This is a genomic window from Pseudomonas sp. ef1, assembly GCF_007293365.2.
Classification (GTDB): domain Bacteria; phylum Pseudomonadota; class Gammaproteobacteria; order Pseudomonadales; family Pseudomonadaceae; genus Aquipseudomonas; species Aquipseudomonas siliginis.
The window spans coordinates 1,910,773-1,935,234 of sequence record NZ_CM129815.1 but is presented as its reverse complement, the minus strand read 5'-3'; the positions used below and the strand labels follow the sequence as shown (position 1 = coordinate 1,935,234).

Here is a 24,462-nt window from a genome sequence, read left to right as displayed (position 1 = left end):
CGAGGGCTGAAATATCTGGTCTGGATTCGTTTAATTCTGTAGCGACCTGCGGCTCGTAAAGTACGTCGACTGCCACGAAGGATCGTGGCGGACCACTCAAAGGAAGCCGCTATGTCGATGCATTTTGCCGCCCCCACCCTCACCCACGTCGCCCCTGCGCAAGACGATTGCGTGACGCTTCAGCTCTCGCAATTGCCGGACATCATCACCGTGCAGGTCCCGGATTCCAGCGATTTCGCCGCGAACTGGAGCGTCTACGCGATTCTCGGCAGCGATGGAGAAGAACCCGAATGGGAAGGTGATGAAGTGGACACTGGCGCCTGGGACGACGCCGAGGATGAAATGGAAAAGCTGCTCGACATCGAGGTGCAGCTGCCCAAAGAGGCGCTGCAACCTTACCTGAACCGTGAGGTGGATCTGCGTTACAAGTTTCGCGATGAGTCGAGCATGGAGCCGTATTCGCTGCCGCTGCGAATGCGCATAGAGGCGTAAGACTCAGCTTCGCTGCGCCTGCGCCTCTTCATGAGCCTGGCGCAGTCTTTCACGGCTATTGGTCAGGTGCAGACGCATCGCCGCACGCGCGGCATCGGAGTCCTGACGGGCAATCGCGTCGTAGATTTCCTCGTGCTCGCGGCTCAGGCGGCTCATGTAGTGCTGTTGATCATCGTGGGCCAGCCGCGCCGAGTTCAGCCGGGTACGCGGAATGATGCTGGTGCCCAGGTGCGTCATGATGTCGGTGAAGTAGCGGTTGCCGGTGGACAGGGCAATTTCCAGGTGGAAAGCGAAGTCCGACGACACCGCATCGCTGGCATGGGAGGCGCTTTCGTTCAAGGCGTCGAGGGCGGCGCGCATGGTTGCCAGTTGTTCGGGGCTGCGGCGTTGCGCGGCAAGGCCGGCGGATTCGACTTCGAGGCTGATGCGCAATTCGAGAATCGCCAGCACGTCACGCAGGGTGACAACGGTGGCCGGATCAATGCGGAAACCGCTCGGGCTCGGCGTATCGAGAACAAAGGTGCCGATGCCATGGCGGGTTTCTACCTGGCCGGCGGCCTGCAGACGGGAAATTGCCTCGCGGACCACGGTGCGGCTGACGCCATGGGCTTCCATGATCGCCGACTCAGTGGGCAACTTGTCGCCACGCTTGAGCAGGCCATCGCGGATCTGCTCGCTCAACACCGTCACCAATTCCTGGGCGAGGCTGCGGCGCTTGCGGGGGAGGCGCGGGGTGTCGATCAGCTTTTCCATGGTCTGCATCTTGTCTCGAAAGTTCGGCTTGGCGCCATCATAGCTCAAGCGGGTTGTACGATCACCGTCAACACGACCTCCATGTAGGAGCTGCCGAAGGCTGCGATCTTTTGATCTAGATCTTAAAAATCAAAAGATCGCAGCCTTCGGCAGCTCCTACAAGGGATCCGTGGGGTCAGGCAGTCACGGGTTGCTCCACCAAATGCCCGCTATCGATCCGCACGTGCCGTGGATGGAATCGTTTCAAACTGCTTCGGTGACCGACGCTGACAATGCTCAGCCCCGGAATCTCATCGATCAACGCCTGATACAAGGTCGCCTCGTCCTCTTCATCCATCGCCGATGTAGCCTCGTCCATGTACAGCCATTGCGGTGCGTAGAGAAGCGCGCGGGCGAAGGCCAGGCGTTGTTGCTCGCCCGGTGAAAGCATGCGCTGCCAGTGATTGGCTTCATCCAGCCGCCCGACCAGGTGTGGCAGACGGCAGGTTTCCAGCACCTGTGCATAACGTTCCGGCGCGTAGGTGTCGCCCGGTTGTGGATAACTCAACGCTTCACGCAATGTGCCGATCGGCAGATAAGGCTTCTGCGGCAGGAACAGATAACGCGCCGCCGGCAAACGAATATTGCCGTGCCCCGCCGGCCACAAATGCCCCATCGCTCGCAGCAGTGTCGACTTGCCGCTGCCGGACCGCCCGCTGAGCATCACGCGCTCACCCGGTTCAACGGTCATGTCAGCGTCGGTCAGCAGGTGACGACCATCGGCCAGATCCAGGCCGAGGTTGTGCACCTGCAACTCACTGCCCTGGTTCTGCACGTCAATGGCCGGGGTGCGTTGTTCGTTGTCGCTCATGGCCTGACGGAAACTCAGCAAACGATCACAGGTGGCGCGCCACGCGGCGAGATCCGAGTAGGCGGTGATGAACCAGCTGAAATTCTCCTGCACGTTGCCAAACGCCGAGTTGATTTGCATCAGCTCGCCCAGTTCGATCTTGCCGGACAGATAGCGCGGTGCGGCGACGACAAACGGGAAAATGATTGCGATCTGACCGTAGCCGGAGGTGAAGAACGTCAGGCGCTTGGACACGCGCATGATGTCCCAGAAATTGTGCCAGACCAGTCCGAAGCGATTACTCAAGCGGCGGTTTTCATTGGGTTCGCCGTTGTACAAAGCGATGCTTTCAGCGTTCTCACGCACGCGGACCATGGAAAAACGCAGGTCTGCTTCGAAGCGTTGTTGCTTGTTGTTCAGACCGATCAGACGGCGACCGATCAAATGCGTCAGCCAACTGCCCACCGCCGCGTACAACAGTGCGCACCAGAACATGTAGCCGGGAATCTCGATGCCGAACACTTCGATACTGCCCGACACGCCCCACAAAATGATCGAGAACGACACCAGACTGACAATCGTGCGCAGCAGTCCGAGGCCCAGGCTCAGGGTATTGGCGGTGTAAGTGTTTAGGTCTTCGGAAATCCGCTGGTCGGGGTTATCGGTATAACCGCCCTGCTCCAGCTGGTAGTAATTCTTGTGGTCCAGCCAGCGCTTGAAGTGTTTTTCGGTCAGCCACGCCCGCCAGCGGATCGTCAGCATCTGCGTCAGATACAACCGATACACCGCGCCGAGAATCGCCACGGTCGCGATGCCGCAGAAATACAGGATCAACTGCCAGAACGCGGCTTCATCCTTTCTCTGCAAAGCGTTGTAGAAATCCTTGTACCAACTGTTGATCCACACCGAAATCGCCACGCTGAACAGCGTCAGCGCTATTACGGCAATCAGCAACGTCCAGGCCTTGCCCTTCTCTTCGCTGCGCCAGTAAGGCGTGGTCATCGCCCAGACTTTGCGAAAAAACTGCCCGCGCACAGCATCGTTGACCGCGGAATATTCAGCGTTCTGATTCATGGATAAGGCTCGATAGTAAAAAGAACGGACACGCGCCGATCATAGATGATCGGCGCGTTTTATCGCGAGGGCTGGCGATAGTCGTTCAGCGCAGGTTCAGCGACGCACCGGGCGCTTCTGCAGTTTGCGCTGCAAGGTGCGGCGGTGCATGCCCAGCGCGCGGGCCGTGGCGGAAATATTGCCTTCGTGCTCGGTGAGCACGCGCTGGATGTGCTCCCATTGCAGACGATCGACCGACATCGGGTTTTCCGGCACCAGACTGTCGAGATCGGCGTGCTCGGACAGCAGCGCGGCCAGCACGTCGTCGGCATCGGCGGGCTTGCACAGGTAGTTGCAGGCGCCACGCTTGATCGCCTCCACTGCGGTGGCAATGCTCGAATAACCGGTGAGGATCACCACGCGCATTTCCGGATCGAGTTCCAGCAGCTTGGGCAGCAGGACCAGACCGGAGTCGCCGTCCATTTTCAGGTCCAGCGCAGCGTAATCAGGCAGATCGGCCTGGGCGATGGTCAGGCCTTCTTCAGCGGAACCGGCAGTGCTGACGCGAAAGCCACGACGGGCCATGGCGCGGGCCATGACGCGGGTGAAGGTCGCGTCGTCGTCGACCAGCAGCAGATGCGGCAGTTCTTCGCCTTCGACTTGGATTTCGTCACTCATGTTGGTCTCCTCGGGCGCCGTGGGGCAGGCGCAGCTCGGTGAGCGTGCCGCCTTCCTCATGACTATAGAGTTTCACTGAGCCGCCGGCGCGTGTCACGCTGGCCTTGCTCAAAAACAGGCCCAGGCCGAAACCTTTGCCCTTGGTGGTAAAAAACGGCTTGCCGATCTGCTCGGCGATGGCCAGCGGCACACCGGCGCCGTGGTCGCGAATGCTGATGGTCAAAGTCTCTGCGTCCCAGTCGAGGGTCACCTGGAGATTTTCCGGGCAGGCGTCGGCTGCATTGTTGAGCAAATTCAGCAAGGCCTGGGTCAGATCCGGCGGCGGCGCCATGCGCGGCACCGCCCCCTGACCGAGACGCTGGAAGCGATAACTGGCTTCCGGGCGCATCAGGTGCCAGCGGTTCAGCGCTTCGTCGAGCCAGTCGGTAACGTCCTGCATCTCGACCGCCAGACGCCGATTGGCCTCGGCGGCGCGAACCAGTTGCTGCAAGGTTTCCTTGCACAGCTTGACCTGATCCTGCAGCACTTTCAGATCGTCCTGCAGCAACGCATCGGGGTGATCCTGCTGCATTTCCTTGAGCAACACGCTCATGGTCGCCAGCGGCGTACCCAACTCATGCGCGGCCCCGGCGGCCTGGGTCGCAACGGCGAGCAGCTGCTGATCACGCAGCCCTTCCTCCCGGCGGATCGCCCGCAGCTCTTCCTGCCGGCGCAGCTCTTCAGCCATACGCGCGGCGAAGAACGTGATGACCGCAGCAGCCAGGGCAAAGCTCAGCCACATGCCGTAGATCTGCAGATTCTCACGGGCGACCGGCAGGGTTTCCAGCGGATAGAAACGCGTCAGCATCAGCGTGTACAGCGCCAGCGCGATACCGGACAGAATCACCGAATAACGCCACGGCAAGGTCACGGCCGCTATGGTCAACGGCACCAGATAATAGGAAACGAAGGGGTTGGTCGAACCGCCGGAGAAATACAGCAGCGCACTGTGAATCACCAGATCGCAGGCCAGTTGCAGCGCGTATTCAAGCTCGGTCACCGGCCACGACGTGCGCAGGCGCACGGCAGTGAACACGCAGAGCAGAATCGAACAGCCCAGGGTCATCGCCAATTGTACCCACGGCAAAGGCAACAATTGCAGCCAGTAGGCAAGGCCCACGGAACCGGCCTGCGCGGCGAGCACCAGGGTGCGGATGAAAGTCAGCCGCCAGAGGTTCTGGCGAGTGGCGGAAGTCAGTTGTACGGGGGCGAGCATGAGCTCTCCTGATGAGCGCTCCAGGCGGATCGCACGGAGTATAACCAAGCCGCGGGGTTCAGAGGCGAAAGTGCGGCAAACGACCACATGTACCAGGCTGTTACAAATCGGAGAGTTGTTCACTGAAGAAAACCGACCGTTCACGCATTGGTCGGTTTCGGATCGGTCACGCTACTTGCGATGAAGGAGCGATCTATGGTTATAAAAAAACCTGATTAATGGTTGTACAGTTCCGCCTGTCGCATGGAGACCGCGTGATTCCAGGCGTCCTCCAGCAACGCGAATTCTCCCTTTTCACTTCCGTGATGGTAAACAACATAGGTGTCATAGGTCCCTTTACCAACAAGCGAAACCGTGTATCCACCAGCTCTAGCATCTTGCTTTTCCTGTTCACTAGCCATGTCGTTATTCCTTTATCGATAATTGGTTTTTGATCAATCATTTTAAACAGCAGGTACTGTGGCACCTGCCCGACTGATGCTTGATCACGCCCAGCAACTTGTCCACTGTCAGAAATTACAGGTCTAGACGTGTTGCCATCGAATGCTCGCGCAGGTATCTGTATAGAAGTTGTAACTGGGCGAACCGGATCATAGAAGTTAGAGTCTGATGATTCACGCAGGCCGCGACCCATCACCTGCGCCTCATTCAAGGAGCCTTCATGCACACATTTCGCCGCAGCGCCGCCCTCCTCGCCCTGACCGTCGGCAGCGCCGCCAGCCTCCCGGCGCTGGCCGCCGAAGAGCTGCACTACAACCAGATTTCCCTGCGCGCCGAAGTCAGCCAGGAAGTGGCCCGCGACCAGATGATCGTGACGCTCTACACCGAAGAGCAGAACACCGACCCGGCCAAACTCGCCGCCGCCATCAGCACCACCATGAACAAGGCCACCGCCCAGGCCAAACAAGTCAAAGACATCACCCTGCGCACGGGCAGCCGCAACAGCTATCCGATCTACGACACCAAAGGCCAGAAGATCACCGTCTGGCGCGAGCGCGCCGAACTGCGCCTGGAAAGCACCGACTTCGCCGCTCTGTCCAAACTCACCGGCGAGTTGCTGACCGACCTGAAAATGGGCGGCATGGACTTCGCCATCGCCGACCCGACACGCAAGACCAGCGAAGACCAGTTACTCAAAGAAGCCGTCACCGCCTTCAAGACCCGCGCCCAACTGGCCACCGATGCACTGGGCGGCAAGGGCTACAAAATCGTCAACCTGAACCTCAACAGCAACGGTTACCCACAACCGTACCTGCGCGCGCCGATGATGATGAAAGCCGCAGCCATGGATTCCGCGCCAGTCACGCCGGAAGTCGAAGCCGGCACCAGCCAGGTCAGCATGACCGCTGATGGCTCGATTGAAGTGTTGATGCAGTGATTTGAGCTTGGCTGAATGAAGGACCGGCAATCAGCAAATGGTTGCCGGTTTTTTTGTGTCCGGGTTTTGTAGTGAATGATCCACCGCTATCGCGAGCAGGCTCGCTCCCACAGGTTGAACGCATTTCCATGTGGGAGCGAGCCTGCTCGCGAAGAACGATGACGCGATCTCAAGCGTGCGGATCAACCCGATCCAGCGCCCGATTCACCGCCAGCTCCGCCAGCATGATGATCTGCTGAATCGCCAGCGCCGTATTGCGCTGCGGCCTACCAAGCTGATCGGCGAAATCGCTGGCCAGCGTATTGGCTGAAGCAAGGGACTCACAGGCGTGAGCCAGCAGGCTTTCGGTGTCGATGTCGGGCCGGATCAGAAACATCGTGCTGGGTGGATGGGGTTTGCCGGGTGGCGGGCAGAGATAGAAATCGAGGGCACGCTTGATGGCTTCGCGGTTCTTCGCGAGATCGTCGGCACGCAGCGCGGCTTCGAGGGGGTTGAGGTTTCTTCGGGTGGGTCCGGGACTGGTTTGCTCATGCGCTTCACCTATGAGGTTGAGCCATCTCGATGCCGTTTCTCACACGACGAAGAGGTGGCAGCTTTGTGCGGGGTGAGAAAACCGGTCATAGGCACCCGGCCGGACATAAGCCCGCCCGCACAGAGCCGCCATAACGCACTTGCAGGCAGCAAACTTGCTGGCGGCAATTATGCGGGATCTGGGCACTGAATGACTATGAATGTCGGGTTCTCACACCCGATCGCTGAACAACCAGCGACGACCCAAGCCTAGAGAGCGCACGTCCGACGGACAACCTGAAAACCTTTTGGGAAGGTTCGGGTTATTTGGCATCGGAATTAAACAAACTCACGCCCTCGGGAGCCAGGAGGTGCCTCATCGCGAGCAGGCTCACTCCTACAATTGGATCGAGCACAACCTCAAGAAACAGGTCGGCTGTCAGGCCGCCTTCGCGAGCAGGCTCGCTCCCACAAAAGCAAAAGCAAAGCAGCGCAGCTGCCCGCGGCAAAGCCGCCCCACTCAACAATGAGCGCAAGCTCGAGTACCGCTTTTGATCTTGATCCACCGGCGACGTCGGAAGGCTGAGTGGAGGGATTGATCCGGGTGTGGGAGCGCAGCGACCGTACGACGCAGTCGTACACAGCGAGTGTAGGTGCAGCGAAGCAAACCGGAGCCGCTGCGCCCGGATCAGTCCCGGAGCGAAGGGACCCCGAGCCTGCGAGGGCCGAACGCAGGAGCTAGCGTTTTGGGTTACCTTTTTGGCGTTTGAAAAAGGTGACTCGCCGTAAGGGCGAAACCGCCAGCCGTCACACCGCAAAAAACGGATATTCACCCAAACCAACCAACGCCTGGTCGGCCCAAAGGCCGCCAAGGTGCCACCAATCGAAACACCCAGTTGCACCAAGTAAAACTCCCCAATCCCTGCCCCAATCCACCCCACCAAAGCCCACCGCGAAAACCCCTCAACCCCGCCCATCCCCAAGGGTATAAATAAGTAACACCAAGCCCCACCCAAGCGCACCCGACACCTCCAGCGCACCATTTCAGTGCCCAGAATGCACCGCAAAAACCACCCGCAAACGGTCAAATGCGTCAAAAGTTATACGGATGCGACATTAAGGTACGTTCGTGCCACCGTTTAACGCCGCCGACCGCTCTGGATTTTGCATTGGGTATGGGGCCTGCATAAGTATCCGCAGGCACGACTCACGAGGTCGTACCTCACAACTAAAAAATGACAACAAATCATGAGGCCAACATGCTTAAACACGCGGTCATTCCGTTTCTAGTCGGCGCAGGCTTGTTAGCCTCCGCACCTTTCGCCACCGCTGCGACTAACCTGGTGTTCTGCTCCGAAGGGAGCCCGGCCGGTTTTGATCCAGGCCAGTACACCACCGGAACCGACTTCGACGCCTCAGCCGAAACCATGTTCAACCGCCTGACCCAGTTCGAGCGCGGCGGCACCGCCGTGATTCCTGGCCTGGCGACCAAGTGGGACATTTCCGACGATGGCCTGACCTACACCTTCCACCTGCGTGAAGGCGTCAAGTTCCACACCACCCCGTATTTCAAGCCGACTCGTGAATTCAACGCCGACGACGTGCTGTTTACCTTCAACCGCATGATCAACAAGGACGACCCGTTCCGTAAGGCGTACCCGACCGAATTCCCGTACTTCACCGACATGGGGATGGACACCAACATCACCAAGATCGATAAAGTCGACGACCACACCGTCAAGTTCACTCTGAAAGAAGTCGACGCTGCGTTCATCCAGAACATGGCCATGAGCTTCGCTTCCGTGCAGTCCGCCGAATACGCAGCGCAACTGTTGAAAGAAGGCAAACCCGCCGACATCAACCAGAAGCCGATCGGCACTGGCCCGTTCGTATTCAAGAGCTACCAGAAAGACTCGAACATCCGTTACACCGGCAACAAGGACTACTGGAAACCTGAAGACGTGAAGATCGACAACCTGATCTTCGCCATCACCACCGACCCGTCAGTGCGTATCCAGAAGCTGAAAAAGAACGAGTGCCAGGTCACCCTGTTCCCGCGTCCGGCCGATCTGAAAGCGCTGAAGGAAGACAAGTCGCTGAAAATGCCGGATCAGGCTGGCTTCAACCTGGGCTACATCGCCTACAACGTGATGGACAAGGTCAAGGGCAGCAACGAGGCCAACCCGCTGGCTGACCTGCGCGTGCGTCAGGCGCTGGACATGGCCGTGAACAAGCCGCAGATCATCGATTCGGTTTACCAGGGCGCGGGCCAACTGGCCGTCAACGCCATGCCGCCGACCCAGTGGTCCTACGACACCACCATCAAGGATGCCAAGTACGACCCTGAGAAAGCCAAACAGCTGCTCAAGGAAGCCGGCGTCAAGGAAGGTACCGAGATCGTCCTGTGGGCGATGCCGGTGCAGCGTCCGTACAACCCGAACGCCAAACTGATGGCTGAAATGCTCCAGTCCGACTGGGCCAAGATCGGCTTGAAAGTGAAGATCACCAGCTACGAATGGGGCGAGTACATCAAGCGCTCCAAAGGTGGCGAGAACCAGGCCATGATCATTGGCTGGAGCGGTGACAATGGTGATCCGGACAACTGGCTCAACGTTCTGTTCGGCTGCGACTCGCTGAGCGGCAACAACTTCTCCAAGTGGTGCGACAAGAAGTTCGACGGCCTGGTGAAAGAAGCCAAACGCACTACCGACCAGGGCAAGCGCACTGAACTGTACAAACAGGCGCAACACGTCCTCAAAGATGCAGTTCCAATGACACCTATCGCTCACTCGACGGTGTATCAACCCATGCGCGCCAACGTGCAGGATTTCAAGATCAGCCCATTTGGCCTGAATTCCTTCTACGGCGTCAGCGTCAGCAAGTAAGACATTGCAACGGCGGCGTTTCTGACGTCGCCGTTGCTTTATCTACCGGGAAAAAAGGAAAAGGCCTACACCCAAATCCGCCGCAGATGATTGCTTCGGTATAGGCGCGTCGACTTTTCCTACGAGCATTAAGGCAATTACGTATTTACTGCCAGAGGCACGGTGCCTACCGTCGCGTACTGACCAGTGTCTGCGTGGGCCACCGGTTTTGCCGTACGTATTTGGATTGAGCTCAATGCGACCAGAAAGTCCCGGGATCGGGATCCAGGTGCATTGCATAACACTAAAAAAAGAGGGAGCGTCATGCGCCATACCTTGGTTTTTTCCGCACTGTTGGGCGCCGGCCTGTTGGCCGCCACGTCTGCAAGCTACGCCGCCAGCGACAGCCTGGTGTTCTGCTCGGAAGGCAGTCCGGCGGGTTTCGATACCGCGCAATACACGACGGCCACCGACAACGACGCCGCCGAGCCGCTGTACAACCGCCTGGTGGAGTTCGAAAAAGGCGCGACCAATGTCGTACCCGGTCTGGCAACCAAGTGGGACATTTCCGAAGATGGCCTGAAATACACCTTTCACCTGCGTGAAGGCGTGAAATTTCACACAACCCCTTACTTCAAGCCGAGCCGCGATTTCAACGCCGACGACGTGCTGTTCACGTTCAATCGCATGCTCGATGCGCAACAGCCGTTCCGCAAGGCCTATCCCACCGAGTTTCCGTACTTCAACGGGATGAGCCTGAACAAGAACATCGCCAAGGTCGAGAAGACCGGACCGCTGACCGTGGAGTTCACGCTCAACAGTGTTGACGCCGCGTTCATCCAGAACATCGCCATGAGCTTCGCCGCCATTCTGTCTGCCGAATACGCCGACAAGCTGCTGGCCGACGGCAAGCCGAGCGACATCAACCAGAAGCCGATCGGCACCGGGCCGTTCGTATTCAAGAGCTACCAGAAAGACTCGAACATCCGCTATACCGGCAACCCGCAGTACTGGGATCCGAGCCGGGTCAAGCTGAAGAACCTGATTTTCGCGATCAACACCGACGCCTCGGTACGCGTGCAGAAGCTCAAGGCCAACGAGTGCCAGATCACCCTGCACCCGCGTCCTGCCGATGTTGAAGCGCTGAAGGCCGACCCGAAACTGCAACTGATTTCCAAGCCGGGCTTCAACCTCGGCTACATCGCCTACAACGTCCGCCACAAGCCGTTCGATCAACTGGAAGTGCGTCAGGCGCTGGACATGGCGGTGAATAAACAGGGAATTCTCAACGCTGTTTATCAAGGCGCCGGCCAACTGGCCGTCAACGCCATGCCACCAACCCAGTGGTCCTACGACGACACCATCAAGGACGCCGCCTACAACCCGGAAAAAGCCAAGGAACTGCTCAAGGCTGCCGGCGTGAAAGAAGGCACCGAGATCACCCTGTGGGCGATGCCGGTGCAGCGTCCGTACAACCCGAACGCCAAACTGATGGCCGAAATGCTCCAGTCTGACTGGGCCAAGATCGGTCTGAAAGTGAAGATCGTCAGTTACGAATGGGGCGAGTACATCAAGCGCACCAAGAACGGCGAGCACGACGTCAGCCTGATCGGCTGGACCGGTGACAATGGGGATCCGGACAACTGGCTGGGCACGCTGTACAGCTGTGACGCCATCGGCGGCAACAACTACTCCATGTGGTGCGATCCGGCTTACGACAAGCTGATCAAACAGGCCAAGGTCGTCACCGACCGCGACCAGCGCACCGTGCTTTATAAACAGGCCCAGCAATTGCTTAAACAGCAAGTGCCGATCACGCCTGTCGCCCACTCGACGGTCAACCAGCCGTTAAGCACCCGGGTCGAAGGATTCAAAGTCAGCCCGTTCGGCCGCAACGTGTTCTCGGGTGTCAGTATCGATTGAACCAACCGATTAGCCGCAATGCTGAGGGGAGCCGTCTACTCCCCTCACGCAAGCGCTTTGCCTAAATTCGCCAATCCGGCTTTTTGCAAACGTTTGCGATGTGTGAACGAGTTCTAAACCAATAACCGGCATACCAAAAAAAGCCGGGATAAAAAGAAAGTAAAGGAGCTTCACCCATGAAACTGAGCAGCACCGCGATACTGGCCCTGGCCATCAGCAGCATCACCGCCACGGCTTATGCGGAAACCCAGAGCCAGGCGTTCACCCCGGTGACCGTCAACACCAAAAGCGCCCAAGCTGAGGCCACCGGCTTTCTGGAAGGTCAGTCGATTACTGGATCGACGCGTAACTGGTACGCCAACGAAGAACTCAAGCGTGGCGCCAAATTCCGCTATAAACATAACGACACGCTGCAAACCACTGATCGCCGCATCAACTGGGTACAGGGGACCATCATCAAGTACAACTCCGGGTTCACCGAAGGTACTGTCGGTATCAGCACCGAAGTTGCGCTGTACAACGCCATTGCGCTGGAGCGTGATCGCAAAAACCTTGCATCCGGCAACGGCGGCGCTCCGGAAGCCGGTCTCGAGCGCCCAGGCAACAACCGTACTCTGACCCGTAACGGCGGTGACGCTGAAGGCCAATGGAGCAAACTGGGCTTGGCTAACGTCAAAGCTCGGGTTTCCAATACCACCCTGACCGCTGGCCGCCAGAACTTCAGCAGCCCGATGGTTGACGTGATCGGCAACCGTCCCCTGCCTTCGAGCTTTCAAGGCGTCAGCCTGCACAGTGAAGAGCTGGAAAACCTGACCTTCGACATCGCGACGTTCGATCAGAACTCGCCGCGTACAGAAGAAAGCCAGCGCAAGTTCCGTTCCGAATACGCTGATTCGATCATTGAAATTGATCACGTCAACACCGCTGGTATTTCCTATCAGCCGTTTGCCAGCCTGAAAACCAGCTTGTGGGCCACCCAAGCTGAAGACATGTGGAAACAGTACTACTTCGGCGCCACCCACGAACTGGGCGACAGCCAGATTCTGAGCCTGACCACCGGCCTGAACTACTACAAGACCGTGGATGAAGGTAAAGCCAAGCTGGGTGACATCGACAACGATACGTACTCGCTGTCCCTGGGTCTGACTCACCAGGCCCATAGCCTGACGTTCTCGTACCAGGAAATTAACGGCAACGAGTACTTCGACTACCTGCACGAAACCAACGGTATCTACCTGGCCAACTCCCTGCTCTCGGACTTCAACGGCCCGAACGAGAAATCCTTCCAAGTCGCTTACGGTCTGAACATGGCTGAATATGGCGTGCCTGGCTTGAAGTTCAACGTCTACAGCGCTCGTGGTTGGGGCATCGACGGTACCCACTATAAAGGCGGCGCTTATGACAGCGTGCTGGCGATGGACGGCGAACACCACTACGAATACGGAATCGGTGCTGCTTACGCGGTTCAAAGTGGTCCGCTCAAAGCCACGGCCATCCGCGCCACCTACACTGCGCACCGTGCCAGTGATAATCAGCTGGATGGCAGCATCAACGAGTTCCGTCTCGTGACCACCATCCCGTTCAACATTCTGTAAAAACGCCAACCGACGGCTGACTCATGATGAGTCGGCCGTTCGGTTTTCTGTCTTCAACCGATTGCAGAGGGTTATCGATGAAAATGCTTCCCCTACGTGCGGCCATCGCGGCTGCGTTGCTGAGTGTCGCTGTCGGCGCCTCGGCCAAACCCTTGGTGGTCTGCACCGAAGCCAGCCCGGAAGGCTTCGATATGGTCCAGTACACAACTGCAGTCACGGCGGACGCTGTGGCCGAAACCATCTTCAATCGCCTGGCCGATTTCAAGCCCGGCACCACCGAGGTGATCCCGGCACTCGCCGAGTCCTGGGACATCAGCGAAGACGGCCTGACCTACACGTTCCACCTGCGCAAAGGCGTCAAGTTTCACACCACCGAATACTTCAAGCCGACCCGCGACATGAACGCCGACGACGTGGTCTGGAGCTTCCAGCGTCAGCTGGACCCGAATCACCCGTGGCACAAACTGTCGAGCGTGGGCTTCCCGTACTTTGAAAGCATGGGCTTCAAGGAACTGCTGAAAAGCGTCGAGAAAGTCGACGACAACACGGTCAAGTTCACCCTGACCCGCCGCGAAGCGCCGTTCCTGGCCGACATCGCCATGGCCTTCTCGTCGATCTACCCGGCCGAATACGCCGACCAGTTGCTCAAGGCCAACAAGACTGGCGATCTGAACAACAAGCCGATCGGCACCGGCCCGTTCATCTTCCAGCGTTACGCCAAGGATGCGCAGGTGCGCTTCAAGGCCAACCCGGATTACTTCCGTGGCAAGCCGCCGGCCGACGCGTTGATCCTGGCGATCGCCACCGACAACAACGTGCGCCTGCAAAAGCTCAAGGCCAACGAGTGCCAGGTTGCGCTGTATCCGAAACCGGATGACATTCCGAGCATCAAGAAAGACAGCAAGCTGAAAGTCGACGAGCTGGACGCGATGACCGTTTCGTACATCGCCATGAACACCCAGCACAAGTACATGAGCGACGTACGCGTGCGCAAAGCCATCGACATCGCGTTCGACAAGGAAGCCTACGTCAACGCGCTGTTCGGCAAGGGTAACGCGTCGGTGGCGGTCAACCCGTACCCGCCGACCCTGCTCGGCTACAACCATGACCTGAAGAACCCGCCACGCGACCTCGACAAGGCACGCGCCCTGCTCAAGGAAGCCGGGGTTCCGGAAGGCACCACCTTCACCCTGTTCACCCGCAACGGCGGCGGTCCGACCAACCCCAACCCGATGCTCGGTGCGCAGATGATGCAGGCTGACCTGGCGAAAGTCGGGATCAAGATCGACATCCGCGTGATGGAATGGGGCGAGATGCTCAAGCGCGCCAAGGCCGGCGAGCACGACATGGTCTCGGCCGGATGGGCGGGCGACAACGGCGACCCGGATAACTTCCTGACGCCTATGCTCAGTTGCGAGGCCGCCAAGAACGGCGAAAACTACGCACGCTGGTGCAACGAGAAATTCCAGGCACTGCTGGATGAAGCGCGGGCTAAAGTAGATCCGGCCGAACGCGCCGCGCTCTACGAACAGGCCCAAGTGCTGTTTAATCAGGACCAGCCATGGATCAGCATGGCCCATACTCGGATGTTCACTGCAATGCGCAACAATGTAGAGGGCTACCACATCAGCCCTCTCACCACTAATAACTTCGCCACCACCCAGGTGAAGTAGATAAGAAACGCCCGGTGCTCCTGACCTATGGAACACCGGGCACGCCTAACCGGCTGATGAGGTACCACACAAGATGTTTAGTTTTATTGCCCGCCGACTGGGGTTGTTGATCCCCACGTTTTTCGGCATCACCTTGCTGACTTTCGCGTTGATTCGCATGATTCCGGGCGACCCCGTGGAAGTGATGATGGGCGAACGTCGGGTCGACCCCGAAATGCACGCTCAGGCAATGGAACGCCTGGGGCTGAACAAGCCGCTGTATGCCCAGTATCTGGACTACATCGGCAAACTGGCCCAGGGCGATCTCGGTGAGTCGTTGCGTACCCGTGAAAGTGTGTGGACCGAGTTCACCTCTCTTTTCCCGGCGACCCTGGAACTGTCCATGGCCGCCCTGCTGTTCGCTGGCATCCTCGGGCTTCTGGCCGGGGTGATCGCGGCACTCAAACGAGGATCGCTGTTCGACCACGGGGTGATGGGCATCTCCCTCGCGGGCTATTCGATGCCGATCTTCTGGTGGGGCCTGATCCTGATCATGTTCTTCTCGGTGAGCCTGGGCTGGACCCCGGTGTCCGGGCGCATCGACCTGCTGTATGACATCGAGCCGAAGACCGGCTTCATGCTGATCGACACGCTGCTGGCCGATGACGTCGGCGCGTTCTTCGACGCCCTCCATCACCTGATCCTGCCGGCCATCGTGCTCGGCACCATTCCACTGGCGGTAATCGCGCGGATGACCCGTTCGTCGATGCTCGAAGTGCTGCGCGAAGACTACATCCGCACCGCCAAGGCCAAAGGCCTGTCGCCGTCGCGCGTGGTGTTCGTGCATGGTCTGCGCAACGCACTGATTCCGGTGCTGACGGTTGTAGGTCTGCAAGTCGGTACTTTGCTGGCCGGTGCGGTCCTGACCGAAACCATCTTCTCTTGGCCCGGCATCGGTAAATGGCTGATCGAAGCCATCGGCGCCCGGGACTATCCGGTGGTGCAAAACGGCATCCTGTTAATCGCCTGCCTGGTGATTCTGGTCAACTTCGTGGTGGACATCCTCTACGGCTTTGCCAACCCACGCATCCGTCATCAGCGCTGAGGTCAATACCCATGAGCACTCCAACATCCTCAGTAGCCACCGCCACGTCCGCCGTGGATCAAAGCCTGCTGTACCCGTCGCCGTACAAAGAATTCTGGCAAGCGTTCTCGAAGAACAAGGGCGCCGTTGCCGGCCTGCTGTTCATGCTGCTGATCATCTTCTGCGCGATCTTCGCGCCGTGGGTCGCGCCGCATAACCCGAGCGAGCAATACCGTGACTTCCTGCTGACGCCGCCGGCGTGGCTCGAAGGCGGGCAGATGCAGTTCCTGCTCGGCACCGACGAACTCGGCCGTGACCTGCTGTCGCGTCTGATCCAGGGTTCGCGCCTGTCGCTGCTGATCGGCTTGTCGTCGGTGGTGATGTCGCTGATTCCGGGGATCCTGCTGGGTCTGTTTGCCGGTTTCTTCCCGAAAGTGGTCGGCCCGACCATCATGCGTCTGATGGACATCATGCTCGCCCTGCCGTCGCTGCTGCTGGCCGTGGCGATTGTCGCCATCCTCGGCCCTGGCCTGATCAACACCGTGATCGCGATTGCCGTGGTTTCCCTGCCGTCCTACGTGCGTCTGACCCGTGCCGCCGTCATGGGCGAACTGAACCGCGACTACGTCACCGCCGCGCGTCTGGCCGGTGCCGGTCTGCCGCGCCTGATGTTCATCACCGTGCTGCCCAACTGCATGGCGCCGCTGATCGTGCAGGCAACCCTGAGCTTCTCTTCGGCGATTCTCGATGCCGCCGCACTGGGCTTCCTCGGCCTCGGCGTACAACCGCCAACCCCTGAGTGGGGCACCATGCTGGCCTCGGCCCGCGACTACATCGAACGCGCCTGGTGGGTGGTGAGCCTGCCTGGTCTGACCATTTTGCTCAGCGTGCTGGCAATCAACTTGATGGGCGACGGCCTGCGCGATGCGCTGGATCCGAAACTCAAGAACGCCGCCTGAGGAGATTCAAATGTCACTGCTAGAAATCAAGAATCTCAACGTCCGCTTCGGCGACAAGACCGCGACCCCGGTGGTCGACGGCCTCGACCTGAAAGTCGACAAAGGCGAAGTGCTGGCCATCGTTGGCGAGTCGGGTTCGGGTAAATCCGTGACCATGATGGCGCTGATGGGCCTGATCGAGCACCCCGGCATCGTCACCGCCGACTCGCTCAGCTTCGACGGCAAGGACATGCTCAAACTGAGCAACCGTCAGCGTCGGCAGATCGTCGGCAAAGACCTGTCGATGGTCTTCCAGGACCCGATGACCGCACTGAACCCGAGCTACACCGTCGGTTTCCAGATCGAGGAAGTGCTGCGCCTGCACCTGAAAATGTCCGGCAAGCAAGCGCGCAAGCGTGCCATCGAACTGCTGGAAAAAGTCGAGATACCGGGCGCCGCCAGCCGCATGGACGCCTATCCGCATCAACTGTCTGGCGGTATGAGCCAGCGTGTCGCGATCGCCATGGCGATTGCCGGCGAGCCGAAACTGTTGATCGCCGACGAACCGACCACGGCGCTGGACGTAACGATTCAGGCGCAGATCATGGATCTGCTGCTGGCGTTGCAGAAAGAGCAGAACATGGGCCTGGTGCTGATCACCCACGACCTCGCCGTCGTGGCGGAAACTGCCCAGCGCGTCTGCGTGATGTATGCCGGCCAGGCCGTGGAAGTCGGTCAGGTGCCGCAACTGTTCGACATCCCGGCGCACCCGTACAGCGAAGCGCTGCTCAAGGCGATTCCCGAGCACAGCCTCGGCGCCTCGCGCCTGTCGACCCTGCCGGGCATCGTTCCGGGCCGCTACGACCGTCCGCAGGGGTGCCTGCTGTCGCCGCGCTGCCCGTACGTGCAGGACAACTGCCGCACCCAGCGTCCGGGCCTTGATCCGAAAGCCAACAGCCTCGCCCGCTGCTTCTACCCGCTGAACCAGGAGGTGGCGTAATGGCCGTCGTACTTACCGCCCGCGACCTGACCCGTCACTACGAAGTCTCCCGTGGCCTGTTCAAGGGCCACGCCACCGTGCGCGCGCTCAACGGCGTGTCGTTCGAACTGGAAGCCGGCAAGACCCTCGCCGTAGTGGGTGAGTCGGGCTGCGGCAAATCCACCCTCGCCCGCGCGCTGACGCTGATCGAAGAGCCGTCGTCGGGTTCGCTGCAGATCGCCGGCCAGGAAGTCGCCGGCGCCGACAAGGCCGAGCGCAAGCAACTGCGCAAAGACGTGCAGATGGTGTTCCAGAGCCCGTACGCGTCGTTGAACCCACGGCAGAAAATCGGTGATCAACTGGCCGAGCCGCTGCTGATCAACACCAAGCTGTCGGCCAGCGAACGTCGCGAGAAAGTCCAGGCGATGATGAAGCAGGTCGGCTTGCGGCCCGAGCATTACCAGCGCTATCCGCACATGTTCTCCGGCGGTCAGCGCCAGCGTATCGCTCTGGCGCGCGCAATGATGCTGCAACCGAAAGTGCTGGTCGCGGACGAACCGACTTCGGCGCTGGACGTATCGATTCAGGCCCAAGTGCTGAACCTGTTCATGGATTTGCAGCAGGAGTTCAACACCGCCTACGTGTTCATCTCGCACAACCTCGCGGTGGTGCAGCACGTGGCCGATGACGTGATGGTGATGTACCTCGGCCGCCCGGTGGAATTGGGTCCGAAAAACGACATCTACGAACGCCCGCTGCACCCGTACACCCAGGCGCTGCTGTCGGCGACCCCGACCATCCACCCGGACCCGAACAAGCCGAAAATCAAGATCGTCGGCGAACTGCCCAACCCGCTGAACCCGCCACCGGGCTGTGCTTTCCACAAGCGCTGCCCGTACGCGACCGAACGCTGCAGCACCGAAGAGCCGCTGTTGCGTGAGCTGGATAATCGGCAGGTGGCTTGCCACTACGCCGAGCAGTTTCTCGACGGCGCGGCGTAAGCCACGGCAAAACCCGTAGGAGCTGACGAGTGCAACGAGGCTGCGATCTTTTGATTTTCAGAAGCAAGATCAAAAGATCGCAGCGTTCCGCAGCTCCTACCGGGAATTGGCGTTGAACCAGAGTTAACCAAACCCCCACCACCTCGATTGCGCATCAGTCGAGGCAGAAGGGGTTTTTCTTTGGCCGGCGATCTATGTCTGGCTATCGCCTTCGTCATCCGGATCATCGGTGTCCGGCTCGTCGGTCGTCGAGTCATCATCTTCGGCGCTGCCGCCCTGATTCATATCCCCCGGCTCCGACTCGGATTTGGCCAGCATCAGCCCGCTATGCCCGGCCTGCCCGTTAAACGCCTGAGATTCGTGATCCTCGCATTCGGCCCAGGCCGTTGCCGTGCCGAGGGACAGCATCACCATCACTTTCAACAACATCAAAACCCGTAGCAATCTGCTTTTCATGGCCGACTCCATCCTGTTGCGCTAAGATATGCTTGCCGGACTGGCTCCGTGTGAAATCTAGTCGCGATCCGCCCGGCTCACCACTTAGGACGCGGCGGTGCGGGGAGAAATGCCATCGATACACAGATTGCTTTCGAATAACCCCGATAACCGAAACAGCTAAGCGCCGCGCGTGGCCTGCCAGGTCAACGGAATAGAGAGCAGCACCAGCAGCGCACTCATCAGCCACACACTGTGCCCGCCAAACTGGCCGTAGAGTTGACCGCTGAGCACCGGCGACAACAACGCGCTGGCGCTCCAGCTCATGAAGAACAGCCCGAAGTACTGACCGCTCTTGCCGCTCTGGGCAAACTGCATCGCCAGTACATTCAATGGCGGCATGAACAGCGCCTCGCCCAGCGTCCAGATCAGCGTCGACAGACAGACAAAGGCCAACCCGGAACCAAACGGCAACATCCCCAATCCACAGGCCAACAGCACACTGCCAACGAGCATCTGCCAACGCGAGCCCCAGCGTTCGACCGAATGCGACAGCGGGATCTGCAGCGCGATCACCAACAGCGCATTGAGCCCGAACTGCCAGCCGATCGCCTCTGTGCTCAGGTGGTAGTAATCACGCAGATAATTGCCCAGCGTGCTGTAGACCGTGTCGAATGCAATGCCGAGCACGGCCGTCGCCGCCAGCAGCCAGAGGAACGGCTTGTCGCGAAGCGGCACGCTCGAGCCATCGGTGGATTCGTCTCCAACCACCAGCACCGGCCGCCGCCACGTTGTGCGCACGAACCACAGCAACGCCAGCATCGTCATCGCTGCACTGGCAAAAAACACCCAACGAAAATCCGCCTGCGCCAACACCCCACCCGCCACCCCGGCAGCGGCCATGCCCAGATTACGCGCGACCCGACTCAGGGCCTGCGCACGCGAGCGTTGCGCGACTTCGCAATACTCCATGATCAGCCGCTGATGCAACGTCCGAATCGCCCCATCGATGACACCGCTAAGCAATAGCAAACCGGCGAGCCAAGGCACCTGCGTCACCAGCCCCAACAGCATCAGCACCCACACCGAAACGAAAAACAGCGCCGCCGTCAGCCGCGCCGTGCGCACGTGATCACTGAGCCAGCCACCGAGCATCGAACCGACCAGCAACCCAGCGCCATAGGCCGACAGCAACCAGCCGACGGTTTCAATCGCCAGCCCCAATTCCTGACGCAGGTACAGCGCCATGAACAACTTGACCATGGCGCTGAGGCGGTTGATGAACAACAGAGCCGCGAGGACCCAGGCCATGGGGGTGAAATAGCCTTCAAGAAGCAACAGGGGATTCAGCCGACTTGTCACTCCATTGACCTCTTCGAACGACTTGCAGGGATTGAAACACTAACGATCAACACGGCGGTTGTCGCACACCTGCACACCAATACCAGGAAAAAAAGGATTCGCCCTACAACTGCTGTAGGACATGCCGCAGGCTGAGAACTTTTGACCTTGCTTTTCAAGCTCGCACTCACCACCAGCAGAGTTGGATTGAGTGCATCAAACAGAAAATCGTCGGCTCGCAGATCGCCTTCGCGAGCAGGCTCGCTCCCACAATTGGATTGGGGACGACCTCAAGAAACGGGCCGACTGTCAGGCCGCCATCGCGAGCAGGCTCGCTCCCACAAAAGCAAAAGCAAAGCAGCGCAGCTGCCCGCGGCAAAGCCGCCCCACTCAACAATGAGCGCAAGCTCGAGTGCTTTTGATCTTGCTGTTGATCCACCGGCGACGTCGGAAGGCTGAGTGGAGGGATTGATCCGGGCGTGGGAGCGCAGCGACCGTTCGACGAAGTCGAACACAGCGGAAGGAGGTGCAGCGAAGCAAACCGGAGCCGCTGCGCCCGGATCGATCCCGGAGCGAAGGAACCCGAGCCTGCGAGGGCCGAACGCAGGAGCAAGCCTTTTCGGTTACCTTTTTGGCGTTTGAAAAAGGTGACTCGCCGTAAGGGCGAAACCGCCAGCCGCAGCAAAGCAAAAAACGGATATTCACCCAAAACCCCAACAGCCTGGTCGGCCCAAAGGCCGCCAAGACCAAAACCGGCAGCCCATAAAAAAGCCCCCAAGGCCTACACCTCAGGGGCTTTCAATGATGCTCACACGTCGCGCGGAATAAACAGTGATCGGCTCATATGAGCACTCGACCTTGTATTCCTCTTTCAAACGGCTGGCGACCACATCGAACTGCAGCACAGACGCGGCGCTGAGCATGATGTCGTTGCTGCGCTCCGGGAAGAACCCCTGCGTCGCGCCCTCTTCCGCCAACTGCTGCAGACCCTGACGCAACTGCCTGGAGACGCAACGATGTTACAAGGCATAGGCCCTGAAGTCGTTGCTGTCGCGAATCAGTAATTGCATCAGCCTGGGATGGATGAACAGCTTTTCCTTACCGACCTGCACTTCTTGCAGAACGCCAATGGCGACCAGCTCTTTGAGGTAGCGGGAGGCGGCTTGACGCTGGGCAATCTGTTTATCAACGACGTTGCTGATGCGGCAGTAGGGTTGCTCGAAAATGACGTCCACCAGCTCGCGGGAATATGTTTTTGGTAGTTGCTCTCGAACAAACTGGGTGGTGTGCTCGGACAGGCTGCGGATGGCGGCGATTTTGGCGCTGGTCCAGCGGGCGGTTTCCTCCACAGCGCTGAGCATGTAAAGCAGCCAGGGTTCCCATGCTTGCTCGCGAGTGACATCGAGCAGCAATCGATAGTACTCGGCGCGGTGCGCGATGATGTAACGGCTGAGGTAAAGGATCGGCAGGTTCAGCAAACCTTCTTGAATGAGGTACAGAGTATTGAGCACTCGTCCGGTACGGCCGTTGCCATCGGTAAACGGGTGAATCGGGCCTGATCCTTGGGATAAACATTAAGGTAAGGACACCTGTATGCGCCCCCTTATGGCGTCAGTGTAAACATGTGCGCTCTACGTGTCGCTTTTTTGAGATTTTGACGACACGTCATGATCTCATGTCGCTGACGACGACATGTGCGCATGTCGTGTCTTCAAAATGGATTTCAAGCGTCGTATTGTTCTCCAACCCAGCGCACGTTATGAAGAAAGACCATGCTCGGCCCAAAAGCCAAGACCAAAACCGGCAGCCCATAAAAAAGCCCCCAAGGCCTACACCTCAGGGGCTTTCAGAAAAACACCTCAAACCTTAATGATGCTCCCGCGTCGCGCGGAATTTCACATCCGGCCAGCGCTCTTCCATCAACGCCAGATTCACCCGCGTCGGCGCCAGGTAAGTCAGGTGACCACCGCCATCCAGCGCGAGGTTCTCCACCGCCTTGTTGGAAAACTCCTCAAGCTTCTTCTTGTCGTCGCACTCGATCCAGCGCGCCGAATACACAGTGATCGGCTCATACGAGCACTCGACCTTGTATTCCTCTTTCAAACGGCTGGCGACCACATCGAACTGCAGCACACCGACGGCGCCGAGAATGATGTCGTTGCTGCGCTCGGGGAAGAACACCTGCGTCGCGCCCTCTTCCGCCAACTGCTGCAGCCCCTGACGCAACTGCTTGGATTTCAGCGGATCGCGCAGACGCACGCGACGGAACAGTTCCGGGGCGAAGTGCGGAATACCGGTGAAACCGAGGACTTCGCCTTCGCTGAAGGTGTCGCCAATCTGGATCGTACCGTGGTTGTGCAGACCGATGATGTCGCCAGCGTAGGCTTCTTCGAGCTGTTCACGCTCGGAGGAGAAGAACGTCAGGGCGTCGCCGATGCGCACGTCCTTGCCGGTGCGCACGTGGCGCATCTTCATGCCTTTTTCGTACTTGCCGGAGCAGATACGCATGAAGGCGATGCGGTCGCGGTGTTTCGGGTCCATGTTCGCCTGGATCTTGAAGATGAAGCCCGAGAACTTCTCTTCCACCGGCTCGACCGTACGCTCGTTGGCCACACGGGCCAGCGGACGCGGCGCCCAATCGACGACAGCATCGAGCACGTGGTCGACACCGAAGTTGCCCAGCGCCGTACCGAAGAACACCGGGGTCAGTTGGCCGTCGAGGAATTCCTGCTGGTTGAATTCGTGACAGGCGCCCTGCACCAGTTCCAGCTGCTCGATGAAACGATCGTACTCGTCGCCCAAGTGCGCGCGCGCCTCGTCGGAGTCGAGTTTTTCGATGATCTTGGTTTCGGTGCGCTCGTGACCATGACCGGCGGTGTAAACGATGATGTAGTCGTCGGCCAGGTGATACACGCCCTTGAAATCGCGGTAGCAACCGATCGGCCAGGTGATCGGCGCAGCCTTGATCTTCAGAACGGCTTCGATCTCGTCGAGCAGTTCGATCGGGTCGCGAATGTCACGGTCGAGTTTGTTGATGAAGCTGACGATCGGCGTGTCACGCAGACGGCAGACGTCCATCAGCGCAATGGTCCGTGGCTCTACGCCCTTACCGCCGTCGAGCACCATCAAGGCCGAGTCCACCGCTGTCAGGGTGCGGTAGGTGTCTTCGGAGAAGTCTTCGTGGCCCGGGGTGTCGAGCAGGTTGATCATGTGTTCGCGATACGGGAACTGCATGACCGACGTGGTAATGGAAATACCCCGTTGCTTCTCCATCTCCATCCAGTCGGATGTCGCATGGCGATCGGATTTACGGGATTTCACCGTACCGGCCACTGCAATCGCCTTGCCCATCAACAGGAGCTTTTCGGTGATTGTGGTTTTACCGGCATCGGGGTGGGAAATAATGGCGAAAGTGCGGCGTTTCGCGACTTCGGCGGCCTGTTGGGTCATGGGAAATCGCCTGGCGGTGATTCAAAAAAGGGCGGCGAGTATAGCTTAAAAAGTGATCGCCAAACCACCGTCCCTCGGCCGCGCAAAACCCCGTAGGAGCTGCCGAAGGCTGCGATCTTTTGATCTTGTTTTCAGCAGCAAAGTCAAAAGATCGCAGCCTTCGGCAGCTCCAACAGGGTGGCCAAATAGTGTCTAACGTGGGAACCTTTTAAAGCACGGAGACGTCCATCCCCTGTTACGAACTTTCGTCAG

18 protein-coding genes and 3 pseudogenes are annotated in these 24,462 nt (G+C 59.1%); 10 read left to right on the top strand and 11 right to left on the bottom strand.

Annotation, left to right across the window (positions count from 1 at the left end; translation table 11 throughout):
• The first annotated feature begins 111 nt into the window (after positions 1–111).
• Positions 112–492 (top strand): hypothetical protein, encoded by a 381-nt coding sequence (locus tag FEE99_RS08690; protein ID WP_041477962.1) that lies wholly within the window; start codon positions 112–114, stop codon positions 490–492.
• Positions 493–495: 3 nt separating this feature from the next.
• Here the strand turns inward: FEE99_RS08690 and FEE99_RS08685 are convergent, their stop codons facing one another.
• The 5 genes from FEE99_RS08685 to FEE99_RS08665 all read right to left on the bottom strand — a co-directional run bounded on the left by FEE99_RS08685 (position 496) and on the right by FEE99_RS08665 (position 5,461).
• On the bottom strand, positions 496–1,245 hold the full coding sequence (locus tag FEE99_RS08685) for a FadR/GntR family transcriptional regulator (protein ID WP_177327011.1): 750 nt from the start codon (positions 1,243–1,245) through the stop codon (positions 496–498).
• A gap of 175 nt (positions 1,246–1,420) precedes the next feature.
• On the bottom strand, positions 1,421–3,148 hold the full coding sequence (locus FEE99_RS08680; RefSeq protein WP_041477961.1) for an ABC transporter ATP-binding protein/permease: 1,728 nt from the start codon (positions 3,146–3,148) through the stop codon (positions 1,421–1,423).
• 96 nt (positions 3,149–3,244) lie between these two features.
• Positions 3,245–3,805, bottom strand: a complete 561-nt coding sequence (locus tag FEE99_RS08675) for a response regulator transcription factor (protein WP_003221630.1) — start codon at positions 3,803–3,805, stop codon at positions 3,245–3,247.
• Positions 3,798–5,060: an ATP-binding protein gene (locus FEE99_RS08670; protein WP_016771713.1), complete on the bottom strand. Its 1,263-nt coding sequence runs from the start codon at positions 5,058–5,060 to the stop codon at positions 3,798–3,800. The genes FEE99_RS08675 and FEE99_RS08670 overlap by 8 nt, the downstream gene beginning before the upstream one ends.
• 215 nt (positions 5,061–5,275) lie before the next feature.
• Positions 5,276–5,461, bottom strand: a complete 186-nt coding sequence (locus tag FEE99_RS08665) for a hypothetical protein (protein ID WP_041477960.1) — start codon at positions 5,459–5,461, stop codon at positions 5,276–5,278.
• A gap of 260 nt (positions 5,462–5,721) precedes the next feature.
• Here FEE99_RS08665 and FEE99_RS08660 point away from each other — a divergent pair, with 260 nt between their 5' ends.
• Entirely contained in the window at positions 5,722–6,438 is a 717-nt protein-coding gene (locus tag FEE99_RS08660) for an SIMPL domain-containing protein (protein WP_041477959.1), read from the top strand.
• 169 nt (positions 6,439–6,607) lie between these two features.
• On the opposite strand, the pseudogene FEE99_RS08655 reads toward FEE99_RS08660, so the two are convergent.
• Positions 6,608–6,969, bottom strand: a pseudogene (locus FEE99_RS08655) (DUF6124 family protein).
• Between the two features lie 1,238 nt (positions 6,970–8,207).
• Here FEE99_RS08655 and FEE99_RS08650 point away from each other — a divergent pair.
• The 8 genes from FEE99_RS08650 to FEE99_RS08615 all read left to right on the top strand — a co-directional run bounded on the left by FEE99_RS08650 (position 8,208) and on the right by FEE99_RS08615 (position 18,984).
• Positions 8,208–9,833, top strand: coding sequence for an ABC transporter substrate-binding protein (locus FEE99_RS08650; RefSeq protein ID WP_041477957.1), 1,626 nt, complete (start codon positions 8,208–8,210; stop codon positions 9,831–9,833).
• Positions 9,834–10,136: 303 nt separating this feature from the next.
• A complete protein-coding gene (locus tag FEE99_RS08645; RefSeq protein WP_041477956.1) occupies positions 10,137–11,735 on the top strand; it encodes an ABC transporter substrate-binding protein in 1,599 nt (532 codons plus the stop codon).
• A gap of 176 nt (positions 11,736–11,911) precedes the next feature.
• Positions 11,912–13,330 carry an OprD family porin gene (locus FEE99_RS08640; RefSeq protein ID WP_041477955.1) on the top strand — a complete coding sequence of 473 codons (1,419 nt, stop codon included), beginning with the start codon at positions 11,912–11,914 and terminating at the stop codon, positions 13,328–13,330.
• A 77-nt stretch (positions 13,331–13,407) separates the two neighbouring features.
• The gene (locus FEE99_RS08635) at positions 13,408–15,003 is read left to right on the top strand and encodes an ABC transporter substrate-binding protein (protein ID WP_024011590.1); all 1,596 of its coding nucleotides are present in this window, start codon (positions 13,408–13,410) and stop codon (positions 15,001–15,003) included.
• A gap of 73 nt (positions 15,004–15,076) precedes the next feature.
• Positions 15,077–16,087 carry an ABC transporter permease subunit gene (locus FEE99_RS08630; protein WP_016771720.1) on the top strand — a complete coding sequence of 337 codons (1,011 nt, stop codon included), beginning with the start codon at positions 15,077–15,079 and terminating at the stop codon, positions 16,085–16,087.
• 11 nt (positions 16,088–16,098) lie between these two features.
• The gene (locus FEE99_RS08625) at positions 16,099–17,025 is read left to right on the top strand and encodes an ABC transporter permease subunit (RefSeq protein ID WP_016771721.1); all 927 of its coding nucleotides are present in this window, start codon (positions 16,099–16,101) and stop codon (positions 17,023–17,025) included.
• Between the two features lie 10 nt (positions 17,026–17,035).
• A complete protein-coding gene (locus tag FEE99_RS08620; RefSeq protein WP_016771722.1) occupies positions 17,036–18,004 on the top strand; it encodes an ABC transporter ATP-binding protein in 969 nt (322 codons plus the stop codon).
• Complete coding sequence (locus tag FEE99_RS08615) at positions 18,004–18,984, top strand: peptide ABC transporter ATP-binding protein (RefSeq protein ID WP_041477953.1); 981 nt, start codon at positions 18,004–18,006, stop codon at positions 18,982–18,984. Before FEE99_RS08620 ends, FEE99_RS08615 begins: the two co-directional genes overlap by 1 nt.
• Before the next feature lie 192 nt (positions 18,985–19,176).
• Here the strand turns inward: FEE99_RS08615 and FEE99_RS08610 are convergent, their stop codons facing one another.
• The 5 genes and pseudogenes from FEE99_RS08610 to FEE99_RS08590 form a co-directional block, all read right to left on the bottom strand.
• Positions 19,177–19,440: a hypothetical protein gene (locus tag FEE99_RS08610; protein WP_041477952.1), complete on the bottom strand. Its 264-nt coding sequence runs from the start codon at positions 19,438–19,440 to the stop codon at positions 19,177–19,179.
• A gap of 159 nt (positions 19,441–19,599) precedes the next feature.
• Entirely contained in the window at positions 19,600–20,730 is a 1,131-nt protein-coding gene (locus FEE99_RS08605; protein WP_221264964.1) for an MFS transporter, read from the bottom strand.
• A gap of 845 nt (positions 20,731–21,575) precedes the next feature.
• Positions 21,576–21,767, bottom strand: a pseudogene (prfC, locus tag FEE99_RS08600) (peptide chain release factor 3); the annotation flags it as partial.
• 12 nt (positions 21,768–21,779) lie between these two features.
• Positions 21,780–22,310: pseudogene (locus FEE99_RS08595) on the bottom strand (Fic family protein); the annotation flags it as partial.
• 316 nt (positions 22,311–22,626) lie between these two features.
• A complete protein-coding gene (locus FEE99_RS08590) occupies positions 22,627–24,210 on the bottom strand; it encodes a peptide chain release factor 3 (RefSeq protein ID WP_039759481.1) in 1,584 nt (527 codons plus the stop codon).
• Positions 24,211–24,462 lie beyond the last annotated feature (252 nt).